Genomic DNA, 26,217 nt, shown 5'->3' with positions numbered 1-26,217 from the left:
TATAGTAATAATAAAAACATTATGGAAAAAGATAATTTTCTAGGAAGATGGCTGGTAAATGATATCTCTGAAGAGGAGAAGAAAGAATTCGAAAATTCAAAAGATTATCTTGCTTATAAAGATATTTTAAAAGGTGTTGACAAATTCGACCGCCCTGTTTTTGATCTCGATAAAGGATTTAAAAATCAAAAAGAATACAATAAAAGATACAAAAAGTCTTCTGGAAAGAAAGTAATTAAATTACGCCCATGGCTGTATGCAGCTGCAGCAGCTATAGTAGTTTTGTTTGGACTAAGAACAATATTCTTTTCAACTACAGAGATATATACGGAAATGGCAGAAACTAAAACCTTGACATTACCAGATAATTCATTGGTTACCTTAAATGCTGATTCTTCTGTTGAATATGACAAAAGATCTTTTGCCGAAACAAGGATTATCCACTTAAAAGGAGAAGCTTTTTTTGATGTAGCGAAGGGTTCTAGTTTTACCGTGAAAACTAAAAATGGAGATGTTACTGTATTAGGAACAGAATTCAATGTCTATTCTAGAAATGAGTATATAGAAGTACAGTGTTTTGAAGGCAAAGTACAAGTAAGTAACTCTAAAGAAACAGTAATTCTAACTCCTGGAAAAGCTATTAAATCTAATTCTGAAGGCGCATTATCTCCTAATGAAATCAAAGGATCTAAACCTAGTTGGATGCAGGGTAAAAGCACGTTTAATCAAGTTACTTTACAACAACTTATCCAAGAATTAGAAAGGCAGTATGACATTCGTATTACCACAAATGATATTGATACCAAACGCTTATTCTCTGGTTTCTTCGTACACAATGATCTTGATAAAGCGTTGAAAACTTGTTTTGAACCTATGAATATTAATTATACAGTCAATAATCAAAAAAATATATCGTTAAAAAATAAGTGAGATTATTTAAACTAACTACATTTTTAATTTGTTTCTATACTGCTTTAGGTTATTCACAAGATGTGATTCAATCAAAAGAACCTGATTATAAATCTCTAGAAGAGGTACTAAAAACTTTTGAGAATCAACAACAAATAAATTTCTCCTATGATGTAGATGCTATAAAAAATATAGTATTAAATATAGATGAAGAAAAACTATCAATTACATCATTGCAAAAAGCAATAGAACTTCAGACTTCTTATCTACTACAAAAAGTAGATAAAAATGATTACATTCTAATTAAAAATACTAGAGTTATAGATATCTGCGCTGTTGTCATAGATGCGATTTCTAAATTCGAATTACCGCACGCAGATATACTTTTAAATAAGAAAACTATTGGTGTTACTGATAAAAAAGGAATTTTTAAATTACAACTTAATCCTTCCGATACTATCTCCATTTCATATCTAGGTTACCAAAACAAAACAATTAAAACTTCTGCGTTAACCACCAATTGCGACACTATTAGGCTACAACCGGAAATACAAAGTTTGGGACAAGTTTTAGTAAAGGAATACCTTACTGGAGGTATCCAAAAAAATCAAGATGCATCTGTAAATATATCCACAAAAAAACTTCGTATCCTTCCTGGACTTGTAGAACCAGATGTCTTACAAAGTTTGCAATTATTACCTGGTATTAACAGTCCTACAGAAGATCCCGCTGGATTATACATTCGTGGAGGAACACCAGGACAAAATTTAGTGCTTTGGGATGGAATTAAAATGTATCAGAGTGGTCATTTTTTTAACCAAATCTCTACTTTTAATCCATTTATTACCAAAAATGTAACTGTATATAGAGGTGGTACCAGTGTTCGTTATGGAGATAGAATATCTGGTGTGGTTGCTATAGAATCTGACGATGATCTTTTGGAAAAAGTACAAACTGGAGGAGGCCTTAATTTCACACATGTAGATGCATATTTAAAAGTCCCATTATCAAAAAAAATAGGGTTTTTACTGGCCGGTCGGAGATCAACAACAGATGTCTATCAAAATATAGCCTATAATAATCTAATAAGAAAGGTATTCCAGAATACGCGATCTAACATTCCGGATAATGGCGAAACATCAACATCAGAAGAACGTAGTAGAGAAGATGATTTTTCTTTTTCTGATAGCAATTTTAAAATTCTTTGGAAACCTAATGATAATAACACAATAAAGTTCAGTTCTATCTTCGCAGAAAATAGACTTGATAATAATAAAACTGTCATCGTCCCAGAAGCTAATCTTGAAGCGAAAGTTCAAGATATACTTAAAATCAGAAATTTTGGATTTAGTTTAAATTGGGATAAAAAATATCTTGAAGGTATACATCAAAATGTGAACTTCTATTTCTCATCTTATGATCAAAGATATAACAATATTGAAACTCGAACTTTTGGTGATGATGTAACAGAAAGTCTAATTAACAATAATAAGGTACAAGATATAGGAGGAGAATACACTGTACATTTCCCACTTAATAAAAAACAATCTTTAGATATTGGATATCAATTTACCTATAATCAAACAGAGTTTGAAACGAAAAACATTTTTTCTGATGAAACTGGGTTTGAGGAAGGAGGATCTATTATTGATGGAAATGGGACCAATCACACAATATATTCTGAATACAAATACAAGACTTCTAAAACATTTATAAATATTGGTTTGAGAGGATCACAAGTAAGTAACGCTAATTCATTTTTCATAGAACCACGTATGTTTTCTTCTTATGAATTATTGGATAACTTTACCCTCAACACTTCTGCAGAGCTAAAAAACCAACAACTTAATAACTATCTTACGTATAATAGTGCATTTGGAACAATTCCTACACTTCCTGTTGCTGATAATGTTTGGATTCTTTCTAATAACTCTTCAAATAATGAAGATGTAAATGTTCCTTTTATTAAAGTGGTAAAAAGTGCGCAATTTACGTTAGGAGCTCTATATACCTTCAAAGGCTGGAATTTTGACTTAGAAGGATATTACAAAAAAGTAACCGACATTTCTTCATTAAGTGATCTTGTACTAGATATAGCAGTTCCTGATGATGATGAAACTATTATTTTTTACGGAAAAGAAGAAAGAATTGGAGTTGATTTCTTAATAAAAAAAAGAATCAACAATTATAGATTTTGGGCTGGTTACTCACTAAGTAAAACCATTACATCATTTCCTTTTGTACAAAATTCATATTTTGATGGCAGTTATGATCAACGTCATGTGTTTAATCTTTCGCAGACCTTAGAAGTAAATCAATTTGAGTTTGCTTTGGGCTGGAATTATGCTTCTGGAAGGCCTTTTACTAAAATATTTAGAGACGATAACGACCTAGATGGTGGAGTTATTGACCCTAGAGGTATTAATTCTAGTCGATTTAAACCATATCATAGACTAGATGCCTCCGTGACCTACAGACTTCCTCTAAGTACATCAAAAAATACAAATGGAATGATTGGGATTTCACTAAGGAATATATATAACAGGAAAAACACCATTAGTCAGGGTTTTAGAGAAAATCAAGATGAGAATTTCAATTTTTATCTTGAGGGTTATGAAAATAAGTCTTTACGTTTTACTCCAGATTTTGTTCTTCGTTTTAATTTTTAATTTATCTAAAAAAATGACCGCAGATAATCGTAGATGCTACAATTATTTATATGTTTTATTCATTACTATACTCTGATTAATATTTTTAAAAAAAACTCTGCGAGTATGATTCAAAAACTATAACATATACGAGAATCATTAATAATAGTTATATTTAAAAATTAAAAAAACCTAGCGCTAAGAACTAAGTGAGATTATTTAAACTAACTACATTATTTATATTTTTCTCTATCACTATTGGTTATTCACAAGAAGTGAAATTACCCGTAACAAATGAAAAACAACTTCTAACGGACATACTAAAAGCCTTTGAGAACCAACTTAAATTCAATTTTTCCTACGATGTTACGGCTATCAAAAATATATCTTTAGAACTCCAAAAAGCGAATCTATCTATAATATCGCTTAAAGAAATAATAGCCCAAAAAACTTCTTATGAATTACAAAAAGTAAGTGAGACAGATTTCATTTTAGTAAAAAACAAAAAAGTTATAGATGTTTGTGCTATAGTTGTAGATGCTATCTCTCTATTTGAACTTCCACAGGCAGATATTCACCTAAATAAAAAAACTATTGGTCTTACCGAGAATAATGGTGTTTTTAAGTTACAACTTCACCCTTCTGACTCCATTAGTATATCTTACTTTGGTTATAAAAACAAAACAATTACTATTTCAGAATTGACTAATAATTCTTGTGATACTATTAGATTACAACCAGAAATTCAGAGCCTAGGACAGGTTTTAGTAAAAGAATACCTTACTGGTGGTATCCAAAAAAATCAGGATGCGTCGGTAAATATATCTACAAAAAAACTTCGTATTCTTCCTGGACTTGTAGAACCAGATGTTTTACAAAGTTTGCAGCTACTTCCAGGTATTAATAGTCCCACAGAAGATCCGGCTGGATTATATATTCGTGGAGGAACACCTGGACAAAATTTAGTGCTTTGGGATGGAATTAAGATGTATCATAACGGTCATTTTTTTAACCAAATTTCTACTTTTAACCCTTTTATTACTAAAAATGTACAAGTATACAGAGGTGGAACCAGTGTTCGCTATGGAGATAGAATATCAGGAGTAGTCGTTGTAGAATCTGATGATGATGTGATAGAAGAAATAAAAACTGGTGGTGGTATTAATTTAACGCACGGAGATCTTTATTTAAAAATGCCTATCTCTAAAAATGCTGGTATCTTATTAGCAGGAAGAAGGTCTACAACAGATGTTTACCAAAATATTGCTTATAACAATCTGGTAAGAAAAGTTTTTCAAAATACTAGAGCAACAATTCCTGATGTAGGTGACGAGGTTACCTCGGAAGAAGAATCTAGAGAAGATGATATTTCATTTTCTGATGTTAATTTCAAACTCGTTTGGCATCCGGACAGTACCTCTACAATAAAGTTCAGTTCTATTCTTGCCGAAAATCGACTTGACAATAAAAAAAACATCATTATTGATAATAAACGAAATGAAACTCAGGATGTTCTAAAGCTAAGGAATATTGGTGCGAGCATAAATTGGGATAAAAATTATAATAATTCTATATCCCAAAATGCCAATTTTTACTTCTCATCCTATGATCAAAGGTATTCCTTTATATTAAATAAAATAGATGATAATATAGACGAAAGTACCAATATAGAAAATGCTGTAAAAGATATAGGGTTTGAATATTCTGTTCGGTTTCCTTTAGTTAATAATCATTCCCTTCATACGGGATATCAATTTTCGTATAATGAATCAAGTTATAAAGCATTATTCGATACAGGTTTTGGAGATGACCCAAACACTTTAGATGGCAATGGGACCAATCATACACTATACTCAGAATATCAATACAAAACACCTAAAACCTATCTTAATTTAGGGTTTCGAGCATCTCAATTAAGTAATGTAAAAGATTTTTTCATCGAGCCTCGTATGTTTGCTTCTTATGAGTTGTTTAAAAATTTCACTATAAATACTTCTGCTGAATTAAAGAATCAGCAACTTAATAATTACTTAACTTATATTAGTACTGAAGATGGGAGACTATCTACATTACCAGTTTCTGATAATGTTTGGATTCTTTCTAATAATTCTTCAAGTAATAATCCAGATACTCCTAGAATTAGAGTTTTAAAGAGTATGCAATTTACGGTTGGAGGCTTATACACATACGATGGCTGGAATTTTGATTTAGAGGGTTACTACAAAAAAATAACTGATGTTTCTTCTCTTAGTGATCTTATATTAGATATAGCTACCCAAGATGATGTTGAAACTGATATATTTTATGGAGAAGAAGAACGAATAGGTTTTGATTTGTTAATTAAAAAAAGAATCAACAATTATAGGTTTTGGGCTGGATATTCGCTGAGTAAAACAATAACTTCGTTTCCATTAGTTCAAAACACCTACTACAATGGGAATTTTGATCAACGACATGTTTTTAATCTATCCCAAACACTAACTCTAAATAAGTTTGAAATTGCACTTGGTTGGAACTACGCTACTGGAAGACCATACACAAAAATTGTGGCAGATAGTGCTGCGATATTTGGAGGTACTATAGATCCAAATGGCATTAATTCTAGTAGATTTAGAGATTATCATCGATTAGATGCTTCTGCAGTTTATCGCTTTAAATTAGATAAAGAAAAGGATTGGAATGGTATGATAGGTGTTTCTATTAGGAACCTCTACAATAGAAAAAATATAATCGGACAAAGTTACAGTGAGTTTACAGACGTTAATTTTAATAGAACCTTAGAAACTTCCCAAAATGAATCTTTACGTTTTACACCGGATATTGTATTACGATTCAATTTTTAGTATAATCAAAAACAAAACTGTAAAAATATACAGTCTTGTTTTTGATTAAAAATATTAAACTCTGGTTAATATTTGTTTAAACTCACCATCTTCATCATTGGTTACTGCTGTCATTGTATTACCAGAAAAAGTAATGGTTGCTTCTACAGCTTCAGCTCCATCCATATCCGAAGTAATCTTGTATTTATTATCCCCTAAGTTTTCCCAAGTACCTGTAAATGTATCTTCCAATACACAAGTACCATTTTCCATAACATGACTGGTCCCACTAAATTTTTCATCTTCTGTTACTGTAAGAACATCCTGTAAGTCGCAGGTTTCCACAGTCACTTCTACTCCATCTTCAAACTCTTGAGTTATTTTCCAAACTCCAATAAATTTGTCCTGTGCATCTACTGGTCCAGAATTATCATCATCAGAACTACAAGATGTAAACATAATCGAAGTGGCTACGGTTAATAATAAAATGATTTTTTTCATGATTGTTTTTTTATGTTTTTAAATTTTTACAATCCTAAAACATATATCTATCAAAACACCCTAAAAAAATATTCAATAAAAAATAAATAAAAACATAAATATTTGATTATAAACTATTTAAAAACAAAATAAATCTCGATTAAGTTTAATAAACAAGTAGTATTAAATTCTTAGAAGTAATAACGTTATAGATAATTCAACTAATAAAGTAGAAAAACAAAAAAGAGCGTCTCCACGCTCTTTTTCTTCACACAAATCATCTTAATTTAGGGGCTTATTCTAAAATTAAAACTCACTTTTTATAAAAACTTTCATTTTGGGGGAAATGAAAGTACTAACTCATTAACTCTGGTGTAAAGATACAGCTTTTTTTTAATTCACCAAACTTTTTGGGTATTTTGTCTTAAAAAAATGTATTTTAACATAAGTATGAGTTTTTAAATTTATTTATTGTAGTCTTTTTCTTTCTTTTGTGAATATTGTAAATATTATATAATAAAAAGTACTCCTATAAAATACTGGAAAAACAAAAAACGAAAGAAAAACTAACAAAATCTATGAAAGACCCATCTTTAAAACCTTACTTAATTTTCATATGAACTAGTCTTTAATCCCAATGTTTTACTTAGTATTTTGTTGTGAAAAATTATCACTATGATCCAAGAATAAATAATTATTCAGACTTCAATATTTTATTCAAATTTCTTACCCCTAATTTTTCTGACATTTACAGAACTAAATAGAGCTTAGTTGATATTTTGCTTTTGCTTATCAGAAAAAGATATAAAACGAAAACACTGTTATAGCGGATTTTAAGAAATGGGAAGAAAAGAAGAGCAGTATCACTTTTACAATGTGTTCCTGGTTAATTTAATTTGTTGGATTATTCATAAATAAAAGAAAATATTCTAAATCAATAACTTTAATGTTTAGCCACATTCAAATTCTTATCAGATTTGGTTTTATAATACAAATAATCATAAAACTTTTCTTAAATGATATTTCCTTTCTGGTTTTTCATTTCATTTAAAAACTTTTACACATTTGATGAATTTCACTGAAAACAGGGTGATACAAATATTACAAGTTATTTACTTTTAAACCCGTAAAACAAGGTTAGGGATTATGAGTATTGGATGTGATTATTAATTTTTTAAATATTTATTAACCTAAATTATGTAATTATGAAAAACTCGTTATTAAACTTGAAAGGATCTCAAAAGTTATCTAAAAATGAACAAAAAGAAATTAATGGAGGAGTTGGAATGATAAACTTTTGTGGTGGAGATGGTTCATTTATCTATGTAGATGATGTTAAAGTTTGTTGCTTTGTATCATTCGAAGTAGGATACATTTGTTAGTAACTTTTAAAGTTAAATTATTGTTTTTTAACTTATTACAAGGAAGCTGCCTTAAAAGGTAGCTTCTTTTTTATGTGAATAAATGATATAAGGTTAGCTTAATATTTCAAACACAAACAAAAATAGTCTTTTACTTACGTATATTTTAATCTGTTTTTACCCAAAGATTATGATAAAAACAAAAAAGAGCGTCTCCACGCTCTTTTTCTTCACACAAATCATCTTAATTTAGGGGCTTATTCTAAAATTAAAACTCACTTTTTATATATGCTTTCATCTTGGGGGAAATGAAAGCGCTAACTCATTAACTCTGATGTAAAGATACAGCTTTTTTTCAATCCACCAAACTTTTTGAGTATTTTGTCTTAAAAAAATGCATTTTAACTTAATTAAAAACATTAAAAATGTTATTTTGTAGTCTTTTTCCTTCTTTTTGATTATGCAAAATTAACATGAAAAAATCATAAAAAAGGGGAAATTTCTCTAATTTTATAAGGATTGTATACATCATTTAAGACAGATACTCTGAATGTCTCTAAAATATCAGGGGTATATCAATTTTAAAACTTATAATCATGTTAAAAAAAATTTCAAACTTAGAAGGCGTTCAAAAATTAAACAAACATCAACAAAAAAGAATCACAGGAGGGCTTACTTCTTGCTCTTCAGATTCGGATTGTGTAAGAGCAGGAGGTCCAGGTTGTATTACTGGTTGTTATGCTAATGGCTATTGTTTATTTGATATAAACACTTGTTTTCTAGATATTATCGTTCCATAATACATAAAAAAATCAGTAGGTATTGTACAAAACACAATCACCTACTGATTTTTATAAATACTTTTTTACTTATACTAATAGTTCAACAATTCCGCTATCTTAACTTTTACTTTTTCTGTAGAAGGTATCATCGTTTGTTCCAAGGTGCTATTCAAAGGTATCGCAGGCATGTTTTCGGAGCCTATAGTCATTACCGGCGCATCCAAGTACCTGAAACATTCTTCCTGGATTTTTCCAGCTAAAGCTCTGGCAAAAGAATTATTTGTAGGTTCCTCAGTAACCACCAAACATTTCTTAGTTTTCTTTACGGATTCCATAATGGTCTGTTCATCCAATGGATATAACGTACGTAAATCCACAATCTCAACCACATCTTTCAGTTCTTGGGTTGCGTTTAGTGCCCAATGTACTCCCATTCCATAGGTTACAACAGTCATTGTCTCTGTTTCATCCTGCGGCCATATTTGTTGTACGATATTGGCTTTACCAAATGGTAATACATAATCTTCAGAGGGTTCGATGGTTCTGGCTGCATCCGTACCTTTTACTTTAGACCAATACAATCCTTTATGTTCTAAGATTACCACAGGATTAGGATCGTAATATGCTGCTTTCATTAAACCTTTTAGATCTGCTCCATTACTTGGATATGCTATTTTAATACCTCTTATATTAGTAACAACAGACTCTACCGATGAGGAATGATAAGGTCCTCCACTTCCATATGCCCCTATCGGAACTCTTAGAATCATAGAAACAGGCCATTTACCATTAGATAAATAACAAGATCTACTTACTTCTGTAAATAACTGATTCAATCCTGGCCATATATAGTCTGCAAACTGTACTTCTACAATTGGTTTTAAGCCTACAGCAGACATTCCAACAGTAGATCCTACAATAAATGCTTCTTGTATAGGTGTATTAAAAACTCGTTCATCACCAAACTTTTGAGCTAATGTTGCCGCCTCTCTAAATACTCCACCTAATCTTCCTCCTACATCTTGACCATATAATAAGCATTCTTTATGTTTCTTCATTAACTCTTCTACCGCAAAAAGCGCACAATCTACCATTACTACCTCATCCTTATCAGAAGGAGATCGCTCTCCTTTTTCTTCAGTAATTGAAGTAGGCGCAAAATCATGAGTAAACAAATCTTCCGGTTTTGGGTCTTCTGCTTTTATCGCCTCTTGAAGATCTTTCGCAACAGTTTCTTTTGCTTCAGCTTCAATATTATTTACTTCATCTTCTGCAAAACCTGCTTCTAACAGTTGGTTTCGTAATACAGGATATGGATCTCTACTTCTAGCTTCTTCCAGATCATCTCTATACCATTCCATTCGCACTCCAGATGTATGATGGTTTAATAATGGTACTCTTGCATGAACTAAAATAGGTCTTCGTTCTTCTCTTATAATTCGAATAGCATTTTGAACAGCTATATAACTTTCTGTAAAATTGGCTCCATCAATTGTAATAGCTTCTAACCCATGAAATCCTGCAGCATATTCATAAGCATTTTGTGCTCTGGTTTCTTCCTCATTCGCAGAAATATCCCATCCATTATCTTGAACGACATATAATATGGGTAACTGCTTTAAAGCTGCCATTTGAAAAGCTTCTGCAATCTCTCCTTCTGTTACCGAGGCATCTCCTAACGAACATACCACAAGTGGTAATTTGGATATATCACTCTCCTGTGTTACGTTATTAGAAATTCCCACAAGCTCTTTATACTGGATTCCCAAAGCCACACCAGTAGAAGGAATTGCTTGCATACCTGTTGCAGAGGATTGATGAGGAATTTTTGGTTTATCATCATCATTTAAACTTGGATGCGAGTAATAGGTTCTTCCACCAGAAAAAGGATCATCTTTCTTAGCTAACAATTGCAACATTAAGTCATAAGGTTTCATCCCTATTCCTAACAACATCGAATCATCTCTATAATAAGGAAAAGCATAATCTTGAGGTAACAATTGCATTGCTACAGCAATCTGAATTGCTTCGTGACCTCTAGATGTTGCATGAACATATTTTGAAACTGTTTTAAAATTTTCTTCATATAGTTCTGTCATGCTTTTAGCAGTACAAAGTGTGCTAAATGCTTTTTTAAGAACTTCTTTTCCTATAGTTGTTGAGGCTACCATATATCCTTATTTTTTTGATCTATAATCTACGAATCACCAGTATTGGCAATAATTATTATCCTACCTTCTCTGTTATTGATACCGGTATTATCCAATTAAACGTATCTTCCATTTTTTGAGTCTTGATATCATCAAGTGTATTTTTTACATCTTGACTCACAGGGTTATTGTCGGATAAAGTAAATACCTCATCTCTATACCCTATAGCTTCTATCATAGCAATAGCTACTGCTGTTCCTGTACCAAAGGCTTCTTCTAATTGTCCTTCGTTAGCACATGTTATTAACTCATCAATTGTAATTGGACGCTCTTCTACCTCAAAACCCTTATCTTTCAACAAAGTGATAACGCTATCCCTTGTAATTCCTTTTAATATAGAACCGTCTGTAGATGGTGTAATAAATTTGCCTCCTATTTTGAAAAATATATTCATGGTCCCTACTTCCTGAATATACTTATGCTCGTTAGCATCTAACCATAATACTTGATCATATCCCTTTGCCTTGGCTTTTTCTGTTGGTAGAATTGCAGCTGCATAATTGCCCGCAGCTTTTGCTTCTCCTGTACCACCATCTGCAGCTCTTATATACTCTGTTTCTGCATATAATCTAATCTTTTTTGTAAAAAATGGCCCCGCAGGAGAACAGATCACTATAAACTTGTAACTTGTAGCAGCTCTCATACCTATAAAAGGCTCATCTGCATACATGAAAGGTCTTAGATACAAAGCGCTTCCGTCCTTTGGAGGAATCCAACTGTGTTCTACCCCAACAATTTGTTTTACTGCTTCTACGAATAAATCCACCGGTACTGAGGGCATTCCTAATCTCGCAGCACTATGATTAAAACGTTTTGCATTTTCTTCTGGTCTAAAAAGTAATGGTATATTTTCCTTACCTACGGTAGCCTTCATTCCTTCAAAAATGGCTTGTCCGTAATGCAATGCCATTGCAGCAGGATGTGTTGGAATTAATTCTAATGGTTCTATTCTGGGATTGTTCCAAGCGCCATTTTTATATTCACAGATAAACATATGGTCTGTAAAAGTTGTTCCTAAAGGAATATTATCAAAATCAATATCCTTAAGTTTTGAATTTGCGGTCTTTGTAATTTTGATTTGTTGTTCCATTCTTATTTTATTTTAATCACACAAACTATTGGATAAACACTATTGTTGGGAATACTCTATCCATAGTGCATTTATTATATTTCTCTATTACTATCAAAAGCTTCTAATTCGTCACCAACCTTTCTTAAAAAAGATCCTCCTAAAAACCCATCTACAACTCGATGATCAAATGACAACGATAGGTACATCATACTTCTAATTGCAATTTCATCTCCGTTATCCGTTGTAATAACTTCTGGTCGTTTCTTAATAATTCCCAAGGCTAGAATAGCAACTTCTGGTTGATTGATGATCGGTGTCCCCATGAGACTACCAAACGTTCCCACATTAGAAATTGTAAATGTACTTCCTCCTATTTCATCAGGTTTCAATGCATTGTTTCTTGCACTTTTTGCTAGATGATTTACATTTTTTGCTAAACCTAATAAATTCTTTTCATCAGCATTTCTAACTACGGGAACAATTAAATTACCACTAGGTAATGCCGTAGCCATACCTACATTAATATCTTTATGGACTATAATCTTCTTTCCGTCTACAGAAACATTAATCATAGGGTATGCTTGGATTGCTTTTGAAACTGCTTCTATAAAAATTGGAGTAAACGTTAATTTTTCTCCATGTTTTTCTAAAAATTCTAGTTTCATCTTATTACGCCAATTCACCATATTGGTAACATCTACTTCTATATAACTTGTTACATGTGGTGAAGTATGTTTAGAATACACCATATGATCTGCTATCATAGTTCTCATACGATCCATTTCTACAATGTGATCCTTTCCTTCTATATAGGAAATTGGAGGTGCATTATAGGATGATTTTGGTACAGTAGTTTGCGGTCTACTTGGTAAAGGATATTTTCTGTTTTTAATATACAACATAACATCACTCTTACGAATTCTCCCACCATCGCCAGTTCCGGCAATACTTCGAACCTCTTCTATTGTCAAGTTTTCTTTTTGAGCTATACTAATTACCAAAGGAGAAAGGAAACCATCATTATCTCCTGTATTTTGAATTTTAAAATCAGATTTAATATCCGGCTTAACCTTTGATTTAATTGATGATTGAGGTTTTACATTTACATTATTATTAGATAATTCCTTTCCTTCTGATTGTGATTTTTTTTCACTTGATCCAGAATCATCATCAGCATCAATAACGGCTATTACTTTACCAACTTCTACCACATCATTAGATTGAAAAAGCAATTCTGTGATGATACCATTACAAGGAGAAGGTACTTCCGAATCTACTTTATCAGTAGCCACTTCCAGAATGGTTTCATCTTCTTCTACAGAATCTCCTACATTCTTTAACCAATTAAGAATGGTTGCTTCTGATATACTTTCACCCATTTTGGGCATTTTTAGTTCTACTCTTGACATTTTAGTTAACTAATGTTAGTTAGTTTATTATTATTTCTTCTTCTGATATCTATACTATTTCGCAACCCTTGGGAATCACTTTTTATCTTTAAATTCTTGTAAAGTTCTATAAAACTCTTCTTGTGTTGGGCGATTTTTTGGAACTTCTCTTAATGGTTTTACTTCTTGTAATGATTCGAAACAATCTTGAGGTAGTTGTTGATATAATTTAGTTCCTTTAGTCTTCCAATCAATCATCTCATCACTCACAGCTTTTATTACTTTTGCTGGATTTCCCACTACTAAACTTCGTTTAGGAAAAACGGTGTTTGCTTTTACAAAAGACATAGCACCAATAATACACTCATCTCCAATTTCTGCATCATCCATAATAACTGTATTCATTCCTATAAGACAATTACGACCCAAATTAGCTCCGTGAATAACAGCTCCATGACCTACATGTGCACTTTCTTTTAACACTATAGATTTCCCAGGAAACATATGCACGGTACAGTTTTCTTGAACATTTACTCCATCTTCAAGAATAATCTCGCCCCAATCTCCTCTGATAGCAGCTCCAGGACCGATATAACAATTTTTACCTATAATAACATTACCTGTTACCGCTGCTAACGGGTGTACAAAACTACTTTCGTGCACTACTGGTATGTATCCTTTAAAACTATAAATCATTATTATATTATATGGATTCCAGCCTGAGCTGAAATAACAAAGCGTTTTATTTAAATCTTTTAAGCGTTTCTTTGGTAAAATCGCTTAACACTAATCTACCACTGATGATTGCTCTCTCTGCTAACAATGTATCCCAATGTTCTGTTCCTTCCCAAAATGCCTTTTTCATATCTTTCATCGCCTCGGGATTATAGGTACATAAATGTTCGGCAAATTCTTTTACCGCAATATCCAATGCCTCTGTATCTTCAAAAACTTTAGTAAATAACCCTTTGTCTCTTGCCCATTCTGCATCATAAAAAAAATTAGCATCAATGGCTATTTGCGTCATTGCTGACAATCCTATTTTACGTTCCACCGCGGGTCCCACAACAAAAGGACCTATTCCCACATTCAATTCACTTAATTTAATAGCGGCAAATTTTGTAGCCATACAATAATCTGTTGCAGACGCCACTCCAACTCCACCTCCTACAGTTTTACCTTGTACGCGTCCAATAATAAATTTTGGACAGGTACGCATTGCATTAATTACATTTGCAAAACCAGAGAAAAATATCTTACCAGTTTTTGCATCGTTAATATTTATTAACTCCTTAAAACTTGCACCTGCACAAAATGTTCTATTTCCTCCACTTTTCAAGACAATTACTTTAATATCATCATTATCTCCTGCTTCTGTTATAGTTTTAGCTAATTTGGCTAAAATATCACCAGGTAAAGAATTATGTGCTGGATGAAAAAACTCTATGGTTCCTACTCCATTTTCTGTTGTTATATTTACGTATGGTTGTGTCAATGTTTATTCTTAAATGTTTTACAATAATCCAAACTGTTTAAAATGATGATTCAAATGTTTTACATTTAACAAATCCCATTCAAACTTGTTCATCTCACCAAATACGGCATTTTTCGTAATTGCGTCAGGATTTTCTTTAAAATAGATTTCAAATTCATCCATTGCTTCCAACAACTTCTTTTTAGCAGTTATTAGATCTTCGTGAACTAACGCTTCCAACGACTCTTCTTTCATTAAAGGATGTTTATGACCTTTAGGCATTGGTTTATGGTTATACACCATTTCTTGTACTTTTTCTAAATACTGCTCTGGTGTAGCTATTTCAAAATCTTGAATCTCTCCGGCACCAATTCTAATGGTTTTCTCTATATGTTCTATCATATGCTGAGCGGTCATCAATCCCCATGTAGCTTTGGTATCCTCTTTTAGCCTTGCTAAATATCCCTCAATATTTGCTCGATTTACTTGTACAAATGGTGATTTTTTTTGTACCATCGTTAAAATCGTTGCGATAGCAGTCAACTCATCTTCTTGATCAAATACTTCTACAAACCACTTTACGATACCACTTGGTAGTTCTTTTCCACGATGATCACGGTCAATTTTTTGTTTACAAGTTAATCTTACGTAAACGGTATCATTATGATAAATCGGATGCAAGAATCTACATTCCTCCAACCCATAATTTGCGGCAACCGGTCCTTTATTTGGATATACAAACAATCCAGCTGCTGCAGCAAGAATGAAATATCCGTGCGCAGTTCTTTTTTCGAAAATACTTCCATCAAGAGAAGTTATATCCGTATGTGCGTAAAAATGATCCCAAGTAAGATTACCAAAATTGATAATATCTGTATCTGTAATTGTTCTTTTATGAGTTTTAAGAGACATTCCTGGTTCGATATCTTCCCAATGATATGCAAACGGATGTTTATCCGACTCTTTATATTTAGAATTTGCTTGATAAATTCCAGTAACCTCTGTTAAAGTTGTTGGTGTTCCTTGTATTGCACAACGTTGCATGTAATGCTTGATTCCGCGCATTCCGCCCATTTCTTCTCCTCCTCCTGCTCTTCCTGGACCTCCGTGAGTAAGCATTGGTAGCGGAGAACCGTGCCCTGTACTTTGTTTAGCATTTTCTCTATTACCAATCAAAATACGTCCGTGATGAGAAGCTGCTCCTACTACGTATTCTTTCGCAATCTGATCATCATAAGTAAATATAGAGGATACTAAAGATCCTTTACCCATCTGAGATAATGTTATAGCATCATCAAGTGTATCATAAGGCATAATTGTAGAAACAGGTCCAAAAGCTTCTATCTCATGAACACCTTTATGCTGAAACGGGTTATCTTGTCTCATCAGAATTGGACTTACAAAAGCTCCTTTTTGTGCATCAGCACCAACAGTTTCTATTGTATCTAAATTTCCATAAACTATTTGAGCTGTTTTAGCTATTTCTGCAACATTATTTTTAAAGCTTTCGACTTGTTTTTTACTTGCCAAAGCCCCCATTCTCACTTCTTTCAATCTAGGGTCCCCAATAGTTACCTTATCTAATTGTTTACCTAAAGCAATCTGAACATCTTCGACTAATTTTGAAGGAACTATGATTCTACGAATAGCAGTACATTTCTGACCTGTCTTAACGGTCATTTCTTTTCTAACTTCTTTTACAAACAAATCAAATTCTGGTGTTCCTGGTACTGCATCTTCTCCAAGCACACAAGCGTTTAGCGAATCTGCTTCCATAGTAAACGGTACAGATTCTTCTATCAACCTTGGGTGTGCTTTTAAAACTCTTCCAGTATGTGCCGAACCTGTAAATGTTACCACATCTTGTGATCCAACAGTATCTAAGATATTTTTAGTCATTCCGCTTAAAAGCTGTAATGCTCCTTCTGGTAAAATTCCTGAATCTACAATTACTCGTACCACTGCTTCCGTAAGGTAAGCAGTTTGCGGAGCTGGTAGAACTACTGCCGGCATTCCAGCCATCCAATTAACCGCACATTTTTCTAACATCCCCCAAATTGGAAAATTAAAAGCATTGATGTGAACCGCTACTCCACGTTTTGGTACTAGGATATGATGCGCCATAAACCTTCCTCCTCTCGATAAATCAATAGGATCTCCTTCTACATGATAAGATTGATTCGGAAATAATTTACGTAAAGATGCATTTGCAAAAAGATTACCAAAACCACCTTCGATATCAATCCAACTATCAACTCTAGTTGCTCCTGTTCTATAACTAAGCTCATAAAATTGCTCTTTTCTTTTAGTAAGATATAAAGCTAATGACTTTAGCATATTTCCACGCTCCTGAAAAGTCATTTTTCTAAGTACTTCTCCTCCTTTGGTTCTACCGTAATGTAAAACTTCTGGAATATCTAGACCATCTGTTGTGGATGCACCAATTATTTCTCCAGTAACTGCATCGTTCATCACAATACCATCACCTGAACCTGTTGCCCATTTTCCAGTTATATAGCTTTCTAGTGTTTTCATAAATTATAGATTCGTGTTTTCTATTACACAAGCATATCCTTGTCCTACACCTACACACATAGTGATTAGTGCATATCGTTTATTTTGCTCTTGTAACTCTAAAGCAGCTGAATATGTGATTCTAGTTCCTGTAACTCCAAGTGGATGTCCAATTGCTATAGAGCCTCCATTAGGGTTGATTCTAGGGTCATCATCTTTTAATCCCCATTCTCTTATACAAGCCAATGCTTGAGAAGCAAAAGCTTCATTTAATTCTATGATATCAATATCATCCATAGTGATACCTGCTTTTTCTAATGCCTTGTTAGATGCCTGAACCGGACCAATTCCCATAATTCTGGGCTCTACTCCAACCACTGCAGAACTAACAATTCGTGCAATGGGTGTAAGGTTGTATTTTTTGACTGCATCTGAAGAAGCAATAATTGTAGCAGCTGCTCCATCATTTAATCCTGAAGAATTTCCTGCGGTTACACTCCCATCTTTCTTAAAAGCAGGACGTAGCTTTGCTAAAACTTCTTTACTAGTAGTTGGTTTTACAAACTCATCATTAACAAACTTAATAGGATCTTTTTTTCGTTGCGGAATCTCTACAGTAGTAATTTCTTTTGCTAATCTCCCAGATTCTTGCGCTTTGGTAGCTTTCATTTGACTCCAGTACGCAAAAGCATCCTGATCCTCTCTAGAAATATTATACTTCTCTACCAAGTTCTCCGCTGTATTTCCCATTCCATCCGTACCATATAGCTCGTGCATCTTTTGGTTTACAAACCTCCATCCAAAACTTGAATCATACATTTTAGAATCATTACCAAATGCCGAAGATGGTTTTGCAATGACGTATGGACCACGTGTCATATTCTCAACTCCTCCAGAAATAAAGATATCTCCATCATCAGCTTTTATAGCTCTGTTTGCGTGTATGATTGCCGAAAGTCCAGAACTACAAAGACGATTTACTGTTTCTCCTGGAACTGTAAAAGGAAGTCCAGCTAACAAAGAACACATTCTAGCTACATTTCTATTATCTTCTCCTGCTTGATTAGCACATCCCATAATCACATCATCATAATCTTCCTTAGGAATATTTGGATTCTTTTTTACTAATTCTTTAATAACTAAAGCTCCTAAATCATCTGTTCTTACCGCAGATAATGTTCCTTTATAATTTCCAATAGGAGTTCTAACTCCATCTATTATATATGCTTCTTTCATGCTGATATGTGCGTATCTGGTTATAGTACTTTAATCACTATTTTATTCTTTCAATTTTGCTGTTGCCACTGATTTTTCAATTAGTGGTAAGTATTTAGATTCTTCCTTTTCCATAAAATAGGAAGATATCATAATTGTTTTTTCTCCTGCAGGCATTGCATACATCATCATAATCATTTTATCACCTGTCTCGTCTAAAGTCATTGACTTCTGAACAAGTACTTTTTTACCTTCCAACTCAACTTCTTTAATTCCTAATGAAGTAACTCCATTTTGTTCTTCTGGTTCTTGCATCATCTTTGTTTTAAAGGCATCATAAGATTGGGGAGCTACCATTTTCATAATTCCTGCAGACATATCCTCGTTCGCCCGATTAGTGCCATTATCGATAACAAAAACGGTTTCATCTACTTCCATTATTACTTGATCGTTAAAAAGATCGCCCATAGCATTTTGAACATCCTCGGATATTTCTTCTTTAGTTTCTGTAACAATTGGCTCTGTCCCTTCTAAAGTTTCTTTTTTTGATTTCGTCTCTTTTCCACAAGAAAAAATTGACAAACATAAAATGGATACTAAAAAAATTCTCATTGGTTTGTGTATTAGTTGATTAATTATTGCCAATCTTTATTGGTTCTGTATACTACTCCTTTGAATAGTGCTACTATTTGATCACCTCTTTTAACCTCAACAATATTAAACCCTATTTTAGTCTTTGCTATATCGGTGACTGCCTCGGCAGTAAGATAATCTCCTTCTTCTAAAGCTTCAATATGATTGATCGATGTTTCTATAGAAACTGCATACTTACCATGGGTATTTGCAGAAAAACCAAACGCTGTATCTGCCAAACTATATGATATCCCTCCATGAGCTTTACCCATACTATTAAGCATCTCTTTTCGTACCGTCATTCCCACTTTACATCTTCCTACTTCTACTTGTATAACTTCTATCCCTAACCATTGACTAAAAGGGTCTTGGTCTAGCATTTTTTGAGGTATTTTTTGAGAGTCAATCATAATCTTAGATCTTTTTCTAATCAATTAATTGGAAAAAATGTTCTATTCTCTCTATCCATTCTTCTTAATAATGGGCTACATCGATACCTATCTTCTCGGTATTCATCATATAATTTATCAAGTTTGTTTACACACCAGTCAATTCCTTTTTTATCGGCCCAAGCAAGTAAACCCTTAGGGTAGTTAACACCTTTAGTCATTGCATTATCAATATCTTCTGGAGAAGCGATATTCCAAAATAGCGCATCTGCAGCTTCATTAATCAACATCACTAATACACGATTAAATATATACTGTGAGAGTTCTTCTTTGGATAACTTTTCAGCTCCATTGGGAGTAACTGAACTACCAATATTCTGAGATGCTATTTTTCCTTGTTCATCATAATTATAGTATCCTTTACCAGATTTTCTTCCAAGGTATCCTGCTTCTGACAGTCTTTTTTGAGTAAAGGATGGTTTGTATCTAGGGTCGTAGTAAAATGCTTTGAATACGGTTTCAGTTACCGTATAATTAACATCATTCCCTATAAAATCCATCAATTCAAAAGGTCCCATTCTAAAACCTCCCAATTCCTTTAAGCTACTATCTATGGTTGCTAGGTCTGCCAGTCCTTCTTCATAAATACGAAGTGATTCTCCATAAAAAGGTCTCGCTACACGATTCACAATAAAACCAGGAGTATCCTTAGCAATGGCTACTACTTTTTTCCAATCCCGAATAGTATCAGTCACTTCATTTATTACGGCATCCGACGTTTGTACAGCCGGTATCACCTCTACTAATTTCATTAATGGTGCAGGATTAAAGAAATGAATTCCGATACAACGTTCAGGTCTTTTTAACGAAGAAGCTATGGAAGCTATAGATAATGAAGATGTATTTGATGCTATAATAGTATCATCAGAAACATAGGTTTCTAATTCAGAAAACACACGTTGCTTAATTGATAAATCTTCGATGATTGCCTCTATAGTTAGATTGGCATCACTCAACTCTTTTAGCTCGTTTACATATGTAATATTTGTTTGAATTTGATCCTTTTCTTCTTTATCAATCCTTCCTTTTTCAATTAAACGAGAAAGAATTTTTTCCAAAGCTTTTTGACTTTTATCAAGTGCTTCTTGTTTTGTATCAAACACTTTTACTTTGCATCCGGCTGTTGCGGCAACTTGCGCTATCCCACTACCCATTGTTCCGGATCCTATAACTCCTACCACCATATCTTAATTTCCTTTAAAAACAGGTTTTCTTTTTTCTATAAAAGCATTTACTCCTTCTGCATAATCATTACTTTCAGCTGCTTCTATCTGTAGATCAGACTCCATCGCTAATTGCTGATCTAATGTATTTACCATCGATTGATTTAATAATCTTTTGGTAAGCCCTAAAGCCTTAGTTGGCATTTGCGCAACTTTACTTGCTAGTTTAAGAACTTGATCTTCAAAAGTGTCAACTGGAAATACCTTATATAACATTCCTAAATCTTCGGCTTGCTCTGCACTCACTTTATCACCCAACATCATTAGGGCTGAAGCTTTCTGAAAACCAATCAACCTTGGTAAGAAAAAAGTCCCTGCACTATCAGGAATTAAACCAATTTTACTGAAAGCCTGAATAAAACTTGCTACTTCTGATGCTACAACAATATCGCAAGCCAAAGCAATATTTGCTCCTGCTCCAGCAGCAACTCCATTAACGGCTGCAATAATTGGTTTTTCTATATTTCGTATTCTCTGTACTATTGGATTATAATGCTCTTCTAATATTTTTCTGAATCCTGGGTTTAGTTCCGGAGAGGTAACTTCATTTAAATCCTGACCTGCACAAAACGCTTTACCATTACCAATTAAAAGTATCGCTCTGACCTCATCGTTAGCTTCACAAGCATCTAAAGTATCCTGAAGTCTTAATGCCATTTCTCTATTGAAACTATTAAAAGTTTCAGGACGGTTTAAAGTTATCTTAGCTATATTATTTTCTATTTTTAATTCTATTGAGTTCACACTTTATGTTTTTATTACCTTAAATACTACAACGTCTCTAAGGAATTATTTTTCTATTAATTTAAACTGCGGATTGTATATAATTCCGATAACATTACTCCAAGGATCTTTTACCGAAGCAACCATTAATTCTCCTCCAACATTAGTTGGTTTTTCGTGTTCTATAGCTCCTAACTTTAGAAGTTTCTCATAGGTTTTATGAATATCATTCACTCCCCAATAAGAAAGCACATTATCGGTTTTGTTTTCTACTACATCCTCTTCTGGTAACAACCCTAATTCATATCCTCCAATATTGAAACCTACGTAGAAGGGTTCATCAAAATATTGTTTTGTATCAAAAGCATTAGCATACCATTGTTTAGCTTTTTCTAAATCAGTTACTTTATATATAGTTGTTCTTAATCCTAGCATATTATTTAAGACATTTGAAATAATCAAAAGGCTCTAAACAATCATCACACTGAAACAAAGCTTTACAAGCGGTAGATCCAAACTGACTTACCATTTTTGTATTTGTTGATCCGCATTGAGGACATTTTACTATTCGCTTATTCCCTAATAAAACTTCTTTATCAGCTTCTTCTTCTAAAGGAGCAGCAATCCCATAATCCTCAAGGGCTTTTCGTCCTCTAGGTGTTATCCAATCTGTAGTCCAGGCAGGAGAGAGTACTAATGACACCTTAGCATCCATCCGTTCTTTTTGAAAAGCACTTACAATATCATCTCCTATAACATCCATTGCTGGGCACCCACTATATGTGGGAGTAATATTAACATACACAGTATCATCAACGATTTTGGCAGATCTTACCACTCCCATATCCATAATAGATAATACGGGAATCTCTGGATCACTAACTTTCTGTAGAATCTCGTATAATTTTGGATCAATATGTTGTTCTAATGTGATTGTCATATTACTTTTAATATTACTCTTGAAAAACAACCCTTTTGATAAATCGTTTGAATGATGTCTACTATATCATCACCACTTCATATTTGGGTAAGTTCTTTGCATATACTGAAGATCTGAAAGAAGATATCCCATATGTTCACTATGAATTCCTTCTTTGCCTCCTTTTCTAAACCATTTTAGTTCAGGAATCACTAGAGTTGCTTCTTCTAAAATTTCGTTTATAACCTGGTAGTATTTTTCTTTTAAAAGACTAACATCCACTCCAACCTCATTTTCAAGCATCTTTTTATCATCTTCTGTCATATGAAATAATTCATCAGTAAACTTCCAAAGATCATTCACCGCCTCTTGAACCTTATTTCTACTAACCTCTGTTCCATCCCCCAATCTTTTGATCCAGTCCGACGAAAAACGTTGATGATAACTAACTTCTTTTATCGATTTTTTAGCTATTGCAGAAAGTGTTTCATCTTTACTTTTTTGTAACTCTTGTAGTAGTAACAAATGAAAAACATCGTAAAAAAACTGACGAGTGATAACATATCCAAAATTAACATTTGGTTGCTCTACTAGTAGTACATTTTTATATTGTCTTTCTGTTCTTAAAAAAGCAATATCGTCTTCTGTTACCTTATCTCCAGAAAGTTGTGCAGCGTATTGATAATAACTACGTGTTTGTCCTAATAAATCTAATGCTATATTAGTACATGCAATATCTGTCTCTAAATTTGGCCCATGCCCACATAATTCAGAAAGTCGTTGTCCTAAGATTAGAGCATTATCCGCAATTCCGTAGATATATTGTATTAAATTTTCTTTTTCCATTTTAAAAAATCGCATTAATTAAGCAAATTGCCATTTTGCAGATATACTATTGCCTTTTATGCATTACATATGCTTTACCTCATCCGGCAATGTATAAAATGTAGGATGCCTATATACTTTATCCTGAGCAGGCTCGAACAACTCTCCATTATTCTCTGGATTAGAAGCAGTTATATGTTTAGATTCTACAACCCATATACTAACTCCTTCGCTTCTTCGAGTATATACATCTCTAGCATTTTCTAATGCCATTTCCTCATCAGCAGCATGTAAACTCCCGAAATGTCGGTGTTCTAATCCATTTTTACTTCTTACAAAGACTTCCCAAAGTGGCCAATTTTTTTTCATAATCATTAAGCCCTTATTCTCATTAATTCTCAAAAAAGAAAGAAGTGAGTTAATAAGGTATTTATTAAATTGCTTTCTTTATTTTATTATTCTGTTGTTTTTCTGCATAAGCCATAGCAGCATCACGTACCCATTCTCCTTCTTCCCAAGCATTGACTCTAGCTGACAACCTTTCTTTATTACAAGGTCCGTGACCTTTAACTACCTGCCAAAACTCATCCCAATCAATTTCTCCAAAATCATAATGCTTAGTTTTCTCATTCCATTTTAAATCTGGATCCGGTACCGTTAAACCAATAAGGTCTGCCTGAGGAACAGTTTGATCTATAAATTGCTGACGTAGTTCATCATTTGTTTTTCTTTTTAACTTCCATTTCATGGATTGTTCTGTATGCACAGATTCTGAATCTGTAGGACCAAGCATCATAAGAGATGGCCACCACCATCTATTTAAAGCATCCTGAGCTAATTCTTTTTGCTCTGGTGTTCCTTTAGCCAATGTCATCATAATTTCATATCCTTGACGTTGATGGAAACTTTCTTCTTTACAAACACGAATCATGGCTCTTGCATAAGGACCATATGAAGTACTACAAAGAGGTACTTGATTAATTATTGCTGCACCATCAACCAACCATCCTATCGCACCTATATCTGCCCAAGTTAATGTAGGATAATTAAAAATACTAGAATATTTAGCTTTTCCAGAGTGTAATTGCTCGTATAATTCCTCTCTAGAAATCCCTAAAGTTTCACAAGCACTATATAAGTATAATCCATGTCCAGCTTCATCCTGTACTTTAGCTAATAATGCTACTTTACGTCTCATAGAAGGAGCTCTAGATATCCAGTTACCTTCTGGTAACATTCCTACTATTTCCGAATGTGCATGTTGCGATATCTGCCTTATATGAGTCTTTCGATACTTTTCTGGCATCCAATCTTTAGGTTCGATTTTTTCATCTCTGGCAATTCTTTGGTCAAAAAGTTCTTCCAGATTTTTTATTTCTTTTTCACTCATAACATTGGAGTTTTATTATTCTGAAACCAAGTTCAGTTTTCTTATCAGAACTACAAAATATCCTGATTACACATCAAAATCAACTACTACCTTTTCTGTAGTTGGCACTGCTTGACAAGATAACACTAAGCCCTTTGCCACTTCATCTTCTTCGAGTGCATAATTTATTTTCATTGCTACTTCTCCTTCTATCAATTTACATTTACAAGTACTACAAACACCACCTTTACAAGCAAATGGAAGGTCGGCTCCAGCAGCCAATGCTCCATCTAGAATATTGTCATATTCATCATCCATTCCGAAATGGAATTCTTTTCCACCATCAATTATTGTAACTTCAGTCCCCTCGAACTTATGTTCTACAGCAATTGCAGCTTGTTTCTTATCTTCTTCTGAAGCTCCAGAAAAAAACAACTCGTAATGAATATGATCCTTAGATAGTCCCGCATCAACTAATTCATCTCTAATAAGAAAAATCATCTCTTCTGGACCACAAATAAAACACTCATCTACCTCAGGAACATTAATAATCTTATCAGTAAGTTCTTTTAACTTATCCGAGGTAAATCTTCCATTTAACAAAGGAATATCTCTATGCTCTTTTGTCAGAAAATAAAATATCTCAAACCTTCCAAAATAAGTGTTTCTCAATGCTTCTATCTCTTCTTTAAAGATAATAGATTTAACAGTTCGATTCAAGTAAAATAACTTGAATGTACTATCGGGTTCTAAAGCTAAATGAGTTTTTATGATCGAAAGAATTGGAGTAACCCCACTACCTGCAGCGAAAACAATATAATTCTTAGATCTTGTTGTATCTACGTCTGTAAAAAAACTCCCATTGGGAGGCAAGACTTCTAATTCATCTCCAGCTTTTAAAACATTACAAGCATAATTGGAAAAAAGGCCTCCCTCTATTCTTTTAACAGCAACTTTCCATTCATCATCAATAGGACTTGAGCATAAGGAATAGTTACGCCTTACATCTTGCCCATCTAATTCGGTTCTTAAAGTTAAATACTGACCTTGTTTATATGCAAATTCCTCCTTTAAACTTTGAGGAATGTCAAAAGTTATTGAAGTACAGTCCTTAGTTTCTTTAAGAACCTCAGCTATTTTTATGGTATGAAAATCACTCATGAAATATTATACTATAACGTTATAGTATAACAAAACTAAC

23 protein-coding genes are annotated in these 26,217 nt (G+C 33.2%); 5 read left to right on the top strand and 18 right to left on the bottom strand.

The annotated features are described in order from the left end of the window. The first annotated feature begins 21 nt into the window (after positions 1 to 21). From NMK29_RS00735 to NMK29_RS00725, 3 genes are all read left to right on the top strand, one after another. Positions 22 to 930 (top strand): FecR family protein, encoded by a 909-nt coding sequence (locus tag NMK29_RS00735; protein ID WP_108805193.1) that lies wholly within the window; start codon positions 22 to 24, stop codon positions 928 to 930. Beyond that, positions 927 to 3,578: a TonB-dependent receptor plug domain-containing protein gene (locus tag NMK29_RS00730; protein ID WP_108805192.1), complete on the top strand. Its 2,652-nt coding sequence runs from the start codon at positions 927 to 929 to the stop codon at positions 3,576 to 3,578. Before NMK29_RS00735 ends, NMK29_RS00730 begins: the two co-directional genes overlap by 4 nt. A gap of 188 nt (positions 3,579 to 3,766) precedes the next feature. Then, on the top strand, positions 3,767 to 6,400 hold the full coding sequence (locus tag NMK29_RS00725; RefSeq protein WP_108805191.1) for a TonB-dependent receptor plug domain-containing protein: 2,634 nt from the start codon (positions 3,767 to 3,769) through the stop codon (positions 6,398 to 6,400). Between the two features lie 54 nt (positions 6,401 to 6,454). Here NMK29_RS00725 and NMK29_RS00720 read toward each other — a convergent pair whose 3' ends face one another. Then, positions 6,455 to 6,880 carry a lipocalin family protein gene (locus NMK29_RS00720; protein WP_027395286.1) on the bottom strand — a complete coding sequence of 142 codons (426 nt, stop codon included), beginning with the start codon at positions 6,878 to 6,880 and terminating at the stop codon, positions 6,455 to 6,457. 1,184 nt (positions 6,881 to 8,064) lie between these two features. On the opposite strand from NMK29_RS00720, the gene NMK29_RS00715 reads away from it, so the two are divergent. Next, positions 8,065 to 8,241 carry a hypothetical protein gene (locus tag NMK29_RS00715; RefSeq protein ID WP_159092334.1) on the top strand — a complete coding sequence of 59 codons (177 nt, stop codon included), beginning with the start codon at positions 8,065 to 8,067 and terminating at the stop codon, positions 8,239 to 8,241. 575 nt (positions 8,242 to 8,816) lie between these two features. Continuing rightward, positions 8,817 to 9,020: a hypothetical protein gene (locus tag NMK29_RS00710; protein WP_108805190.1), complete on the top strand. Its 204-nt coding sequence runs from the start codon at positions 8,817 to 8,819 to the stop codon at positions 9,018 to 9,020. A 74-nt stretch (positions 9,021 to 9,094) separates the two neighbouring features. Here the strand turns inward: NMK29_RS00710 and NMK29_RS00705 are convergent, their stop codons facing one another. From NMK29_RS00705 to paaE, 17 genes are all read right to left on the bottom strand, one after another. Next, positions 9,095 to 11,173, bottom strand: coding sequence for a thiamine pyrophosphate-dependent enzyme (locus NMK29_RS00705; protein WP_108805189.1), 2,079 nt, complete (start codon positions 11,171 to 11,173; stop codon positions 9,095 to 9,097). Positions 11,174 to 11,228: 55 nt separating this feature from the next. Further along, positions 11,229 to 12,302 carry a branched-chain amino acid aminotransferase gene (locus tag NMK29_RS00700; RefSeq protein ID WP_108805188.1) on the bottom strand — a complete coding sequence of 358 codons (1,074 nt, stop codon included), beginning with the start codon at positions 12,300 to 12,302 and terminating at the stop codon, positions 11,229 to 11,231. 74 nt (positions 12,303 to 12,376) lie between these two features. Then, positions 12,377 to 13,663 carry a dihydrolipoamide acetyltransferase family protein gene (locus tag NMK29_RS00695; protein ID WP_234424333.1) on the bottom strand — a complete coding sequence of 429 codons (1,287 nt, stop codon included), beginning with the start codon at positions 13,661 to 13,663 and terminating at the stop codon, positions 12,377 to 12,379. A 105-nt stretch (positions 13,664 to 13,768) separates the two neighbouring features. Then, positions 13,769 to 14,368: a transferase hexapeptide repeat family protein gene (locus NMK29_RS00690; protein WP_108805186.1), complete on the bottom strand. Its 600-nt coding sequence runs from the start codon at positions 14,366 to 14,368 to the stop codon at positions 13,769 to 13,771. A 46-nt stretch (positions 14,369 to 14,414) separates the two neighbouring features. Next, positions 14,415 to 15,167: an enoyl-CoA hydratase/isomerase family protein gene (locus NMK29_RS00685; protein WP_108805185.1), complete on the bottom strand. Its 753-nt coding sequence runs from the start codon at positions 15,165 to 15,167 to the stop codon at positions 14,415 to 14,417. Between the two features lie 18 nt (positions 15,168 to 15,185). Continuing rightward, positions 15,186 to 17,681: a phenylacetic acid degradation bifunctional protein PaaZ gene (paaZ, locus tag NMK29_RS00680; RefSeq protein WP_108805184.1), complete on the bottom strand. Its 2,496-nt coding sequence runs from the start codon at positions 17,679 to 17,681 to the stop codon at positions 15,186 to 15,188. A gap of 3 nt (positions 17,682 to 17,684) precedes the next feature. Beyond that, positions 17,685 to 18,896, bottom strand: coding sequence for an acetyl-CoA C-acyltransferase (locus NMK29_RS00675; RefSeq protein WP_108805183.1), 1,212 nt, complete (start codon positions 18,894 to 18,896; stop codon positions 17,685 to 17,687). 42 nt (positions 18,897 to 18,938) lie between these two features. Continuing rightward, complete coding sequence (locus NMK29_RS00670; protein ID WP_159092333.1) at positions 18,939 to 19,487, bottom strand: hypothetical protein; 549 nt, start codon at positions 19,485 to 19,487, stop codon at positions 18,939 to 18,941. Positions 19,488 to 19,510: 23 nt separating this feature from the next. Beyond that, positions 19,511 to 19,918 (bottom strand): PaaI family thioesterase, encoded by a 408-nt coding sequence (locus NMK29_RS00665; protein ID WP_027395277.1) that lies wholly within the window; start codon positions 19,916 to 19,918, stop codon positions 19,511 to 19,513. A gap of 20 nt (positions 19,919 to 19,938) precedes the next feature. Next, a complete protein-coding gene (locus tag NMK29_RS00660) occupies positions 19,939 to 21,141 on the bottom strand; it encodes a 3-hydroxyacyl-CoA dehydrogenase NAD-binding domain-containing protein (RefSeq protein ID WP_108805181.1) in 1,203 nt (400 codons plus the stop codon). Positions 21,142 to 21,144: 3 nt separating this feature from the next. Beyond that, positions 21,145 to 21,924 carry an enoyl-CoA hydratase-related protein gene (locus NMK29_RS00655; protein ID WP_108805180.1) on the bottom strand — a complete coding sequence of 260 codons (780 nt, stop codon included), beginning with the start codon at positions 21,922 to 21,924 and terminating at the stop codon, positions 21,145 to 21,147. A gap of 45 nt (positions 21,925 to 21,969) precedes the next feature. Continuing rightward, the gene (locus NMK29_RS00650; protein WP_108805485.1) at positions 21,970 to 22,338 is read right to left on the bottom strand and encodes a VOC family protein; all 369 of its coding nucleotides are present in this window, start codon (positions 22,336 to 22,338) and stop codon (positions 21,970 to 21,972) included. Between the two features lies 1 nt (position 22,339). Continuing rightward, entirely contained in the window at positions 22,340 to 22,843 is a 504-nt protein-coding gene (gene paaD, locus NMK29_RS00645; protein ID WP_108805179.1) for a 1,2-phenylacetyl-CoA epoxidase subunit PaaD, read from the bottom strand. Positions 22,844 to 22,912: 69 nt separating this feature from the next. After that, positions 22,913 to 23,668: a 1,2-phenylacetyl-CoA epoxidase subunit PaaC gene (gene paaC / locus NMK29_RS00640; RefSeq protein ID WP_027395272.1), complete on the bottom strand. Its 756-nt coding sequence runs from the start codon at positions 23,666 to 23,668 to the stop codon at positions 22,913 to 22,915. 63 nt (positions 23,669 to 23,731) lie between these two features. Continuing rightward, entirely contained in the window at positions 23,732 to 24,016 is a 285-nt protein-coding gene (gene paaB, locus NMK29_RS00635; protein ID WP_027395271.1) for a 1,2-phenylacetyl-CoA epoxidase subunit PaaB, read from the bottom strand. A gap of 64 nt (positions 24,017 to 24,080) precedes the next feature. Then, entirely contained in the window at positions 24,081 to 25,037 is a 957-nt protein-coding gene (gene paaA / locus NMK29_RS00630; protein WP_108805178.1) for a 1,2-phenylacetyl-CoA epoxidase subunit PaaA, read from the bottom strand. Positions 25,038 to 25,103: 66 nt separating this feature from the next. Then, a complete protein-coding gene (gene paaE / locus NMK29_RS00625; RefSeq protein ID WP_108805177.1) occupies positions 25,104 to 26,177 on the bottom strand; it encodes a 1,2-phenylacetyl-CoA epoxidase subunit PaaE in 1,074 nt (357 codons plus the stop codon). Between the last annotated feature and the right edge of the window lie 40 nt (positions 26,178 to 26,217).

The sequence above is a fragment of the Aquimarina sp. Aq107 genome, assembly GCF_943733665.1.
In the GTDB taxonomy this organism is placed as follows: domain Bacteria; phylum Bacteroidota; class Bacteroidia; order Flavobacteriales; family Flavobacteriaceae; genus Aquimarina.
The sequence above is the reverse complement of the archived record's forward strand: the minus strand, read 5'-3'. Positions and strand labels throughout refer to the sequence as shown.

What these genes read in the sequence shown, in the direction of transcription:
- NMK29_RS00735 (WP_108805193.1), top strand. Translation starts at nt 22, where the DNA reads ATGGAAAAAGATAATTTTCTAGGAAGATGGCTGGTAAATGATATCTCT.
- NMK29_RS00720 (WP_027395286.1), bottom strand. Translation starts at nt 6,880, where the DNA reads ATGAAAAAAATCATTTTATTATTAACCGTAGCCACTTCGATTATGTTT.
- NMK29_RS00715 (WP_159092334.1), top strand. Translation starts at nt 8,065, where the DNA reads ATGAAAAACTCGTTATTAAACTTGAAAGGATCTCAAAAGTTATCTAAA.
- NMK29_RS00710 (WP_108805190.1), top strand. Translation starts at nt 8,817, where the DNA reads ATGTTAAAAAAAATTTCAAACTTAGAAGGCGTTCAAAAATTAAACAAA.
- NMK29_RS00705 (WP_108805189.1), bottom strand. Translation starts at nt 11,173, where the DNA reads ATGGTAGCCTCAACAACTATAGGAAAAGAAGTTCTTAAAAAAGCATTT.
- NMK29_RS00700 (WP_108805188.1), bottom strand. Translation starts at nt 12,302, where the DNA reads ATGGAACAACAAATCAAAATTACAAAGACCGCAAATTCAAAACTTAAG.
- NMK29_RS00695 (WP_234424333.1), bottom strand. Translation starts at nt 13,663, where the DNA reads ATGGGTGAAAGTATATCAGAAGCAACCATTCTTAATTGGTTAAAGAAT.
- NMK29_RS00690 (WP_108805186.1), bottom strand. Translation starts at nt 14,368, where the DNA reads ATGATTTATAGTTTTAAAGGATACATACCAGTAGTGCACGAAAGTAGT.
- paaZ (WP_108805184.1), bottom strand. Translation starts at nt 17,681, where the DNA reads ATGAAAACACTAGAAAGCTATATAACTGGAAAATGGGCAACAGGTTCA.
- NMK29_RS00675 (WP_108805183.1), bottom strand. Translation starts at nt 18,896, where the DNA reads ATGAAAGAAGCATATATAATAGATGGAGTTAGAACTCCTATTGGAAAT.
- NMK29_RS00670 (WP_159092333.1), bottom strand. Translation starts at nt 19,487, where the DNA reads ATGAGAATTTTTTTAGTATCCATTTTATGTTTGTCAATTTTTTCTTGT.
- NMK29_RS00665 (WP_027395277.1), bottom strand. Translation starts at nt 19,918, where the DNA reads ATGATTGACTCTCAAAAAATACCTCAAAAAATGCTAGACCAAGACCCT.
- NMK29_RS00660 (WP_108805181.1), bottom strand. Translation starts at nt 21,141, where the DNA reads ATGGTGGTAGGAGTTATAGGATCCGGAACAATGGGTAGTGGGATAGCG.
- NMK29_RS00650 (WP_108805485.1), bottom strand. Translation starts at nt 22,338, where the DNA reads ATGCTAGGATTAAGAACAACTATATATAAAGTAACTGATTTAGAAAAA.
- paaD (WP_108805179.1), bottom strand. Translation starts at nt 22,843, where the DNA reads ATGACAATCACATTAGAACAACATATTGATCCAAAATTATACGAGATT.
- paaC (WP_027395272.1), bottom strand. Translation starts at nt 23,668, where the DNA reads ATGGAAAAAGAAAATTTAATACAATATATCTACGGAATTGCGGATAAT.
- paaB (WP_027395271.1), bottom strand. Translation starts at nt 24,016, where the DNA reads ATGAAAAAAAATTGGCCACTTTGGGAAGTCTTTGTAAGAAGTAAAAAT.
- paaA (WP_108805178.1), bottom strand. Translation starts at nt 25,037, where the DNA reads ATGAGTGAAAAAGAAATAAAAAATCTGGAAGAACTTTTTGACCAAAGA.
- paaE (WP_108805177.1), bottom strand. Translation starts at nt 26,177, where the DNA reads ATGAGTGATTTTCATACCATAAAAATAGCTGAGGTTCTTAAAGAAACT.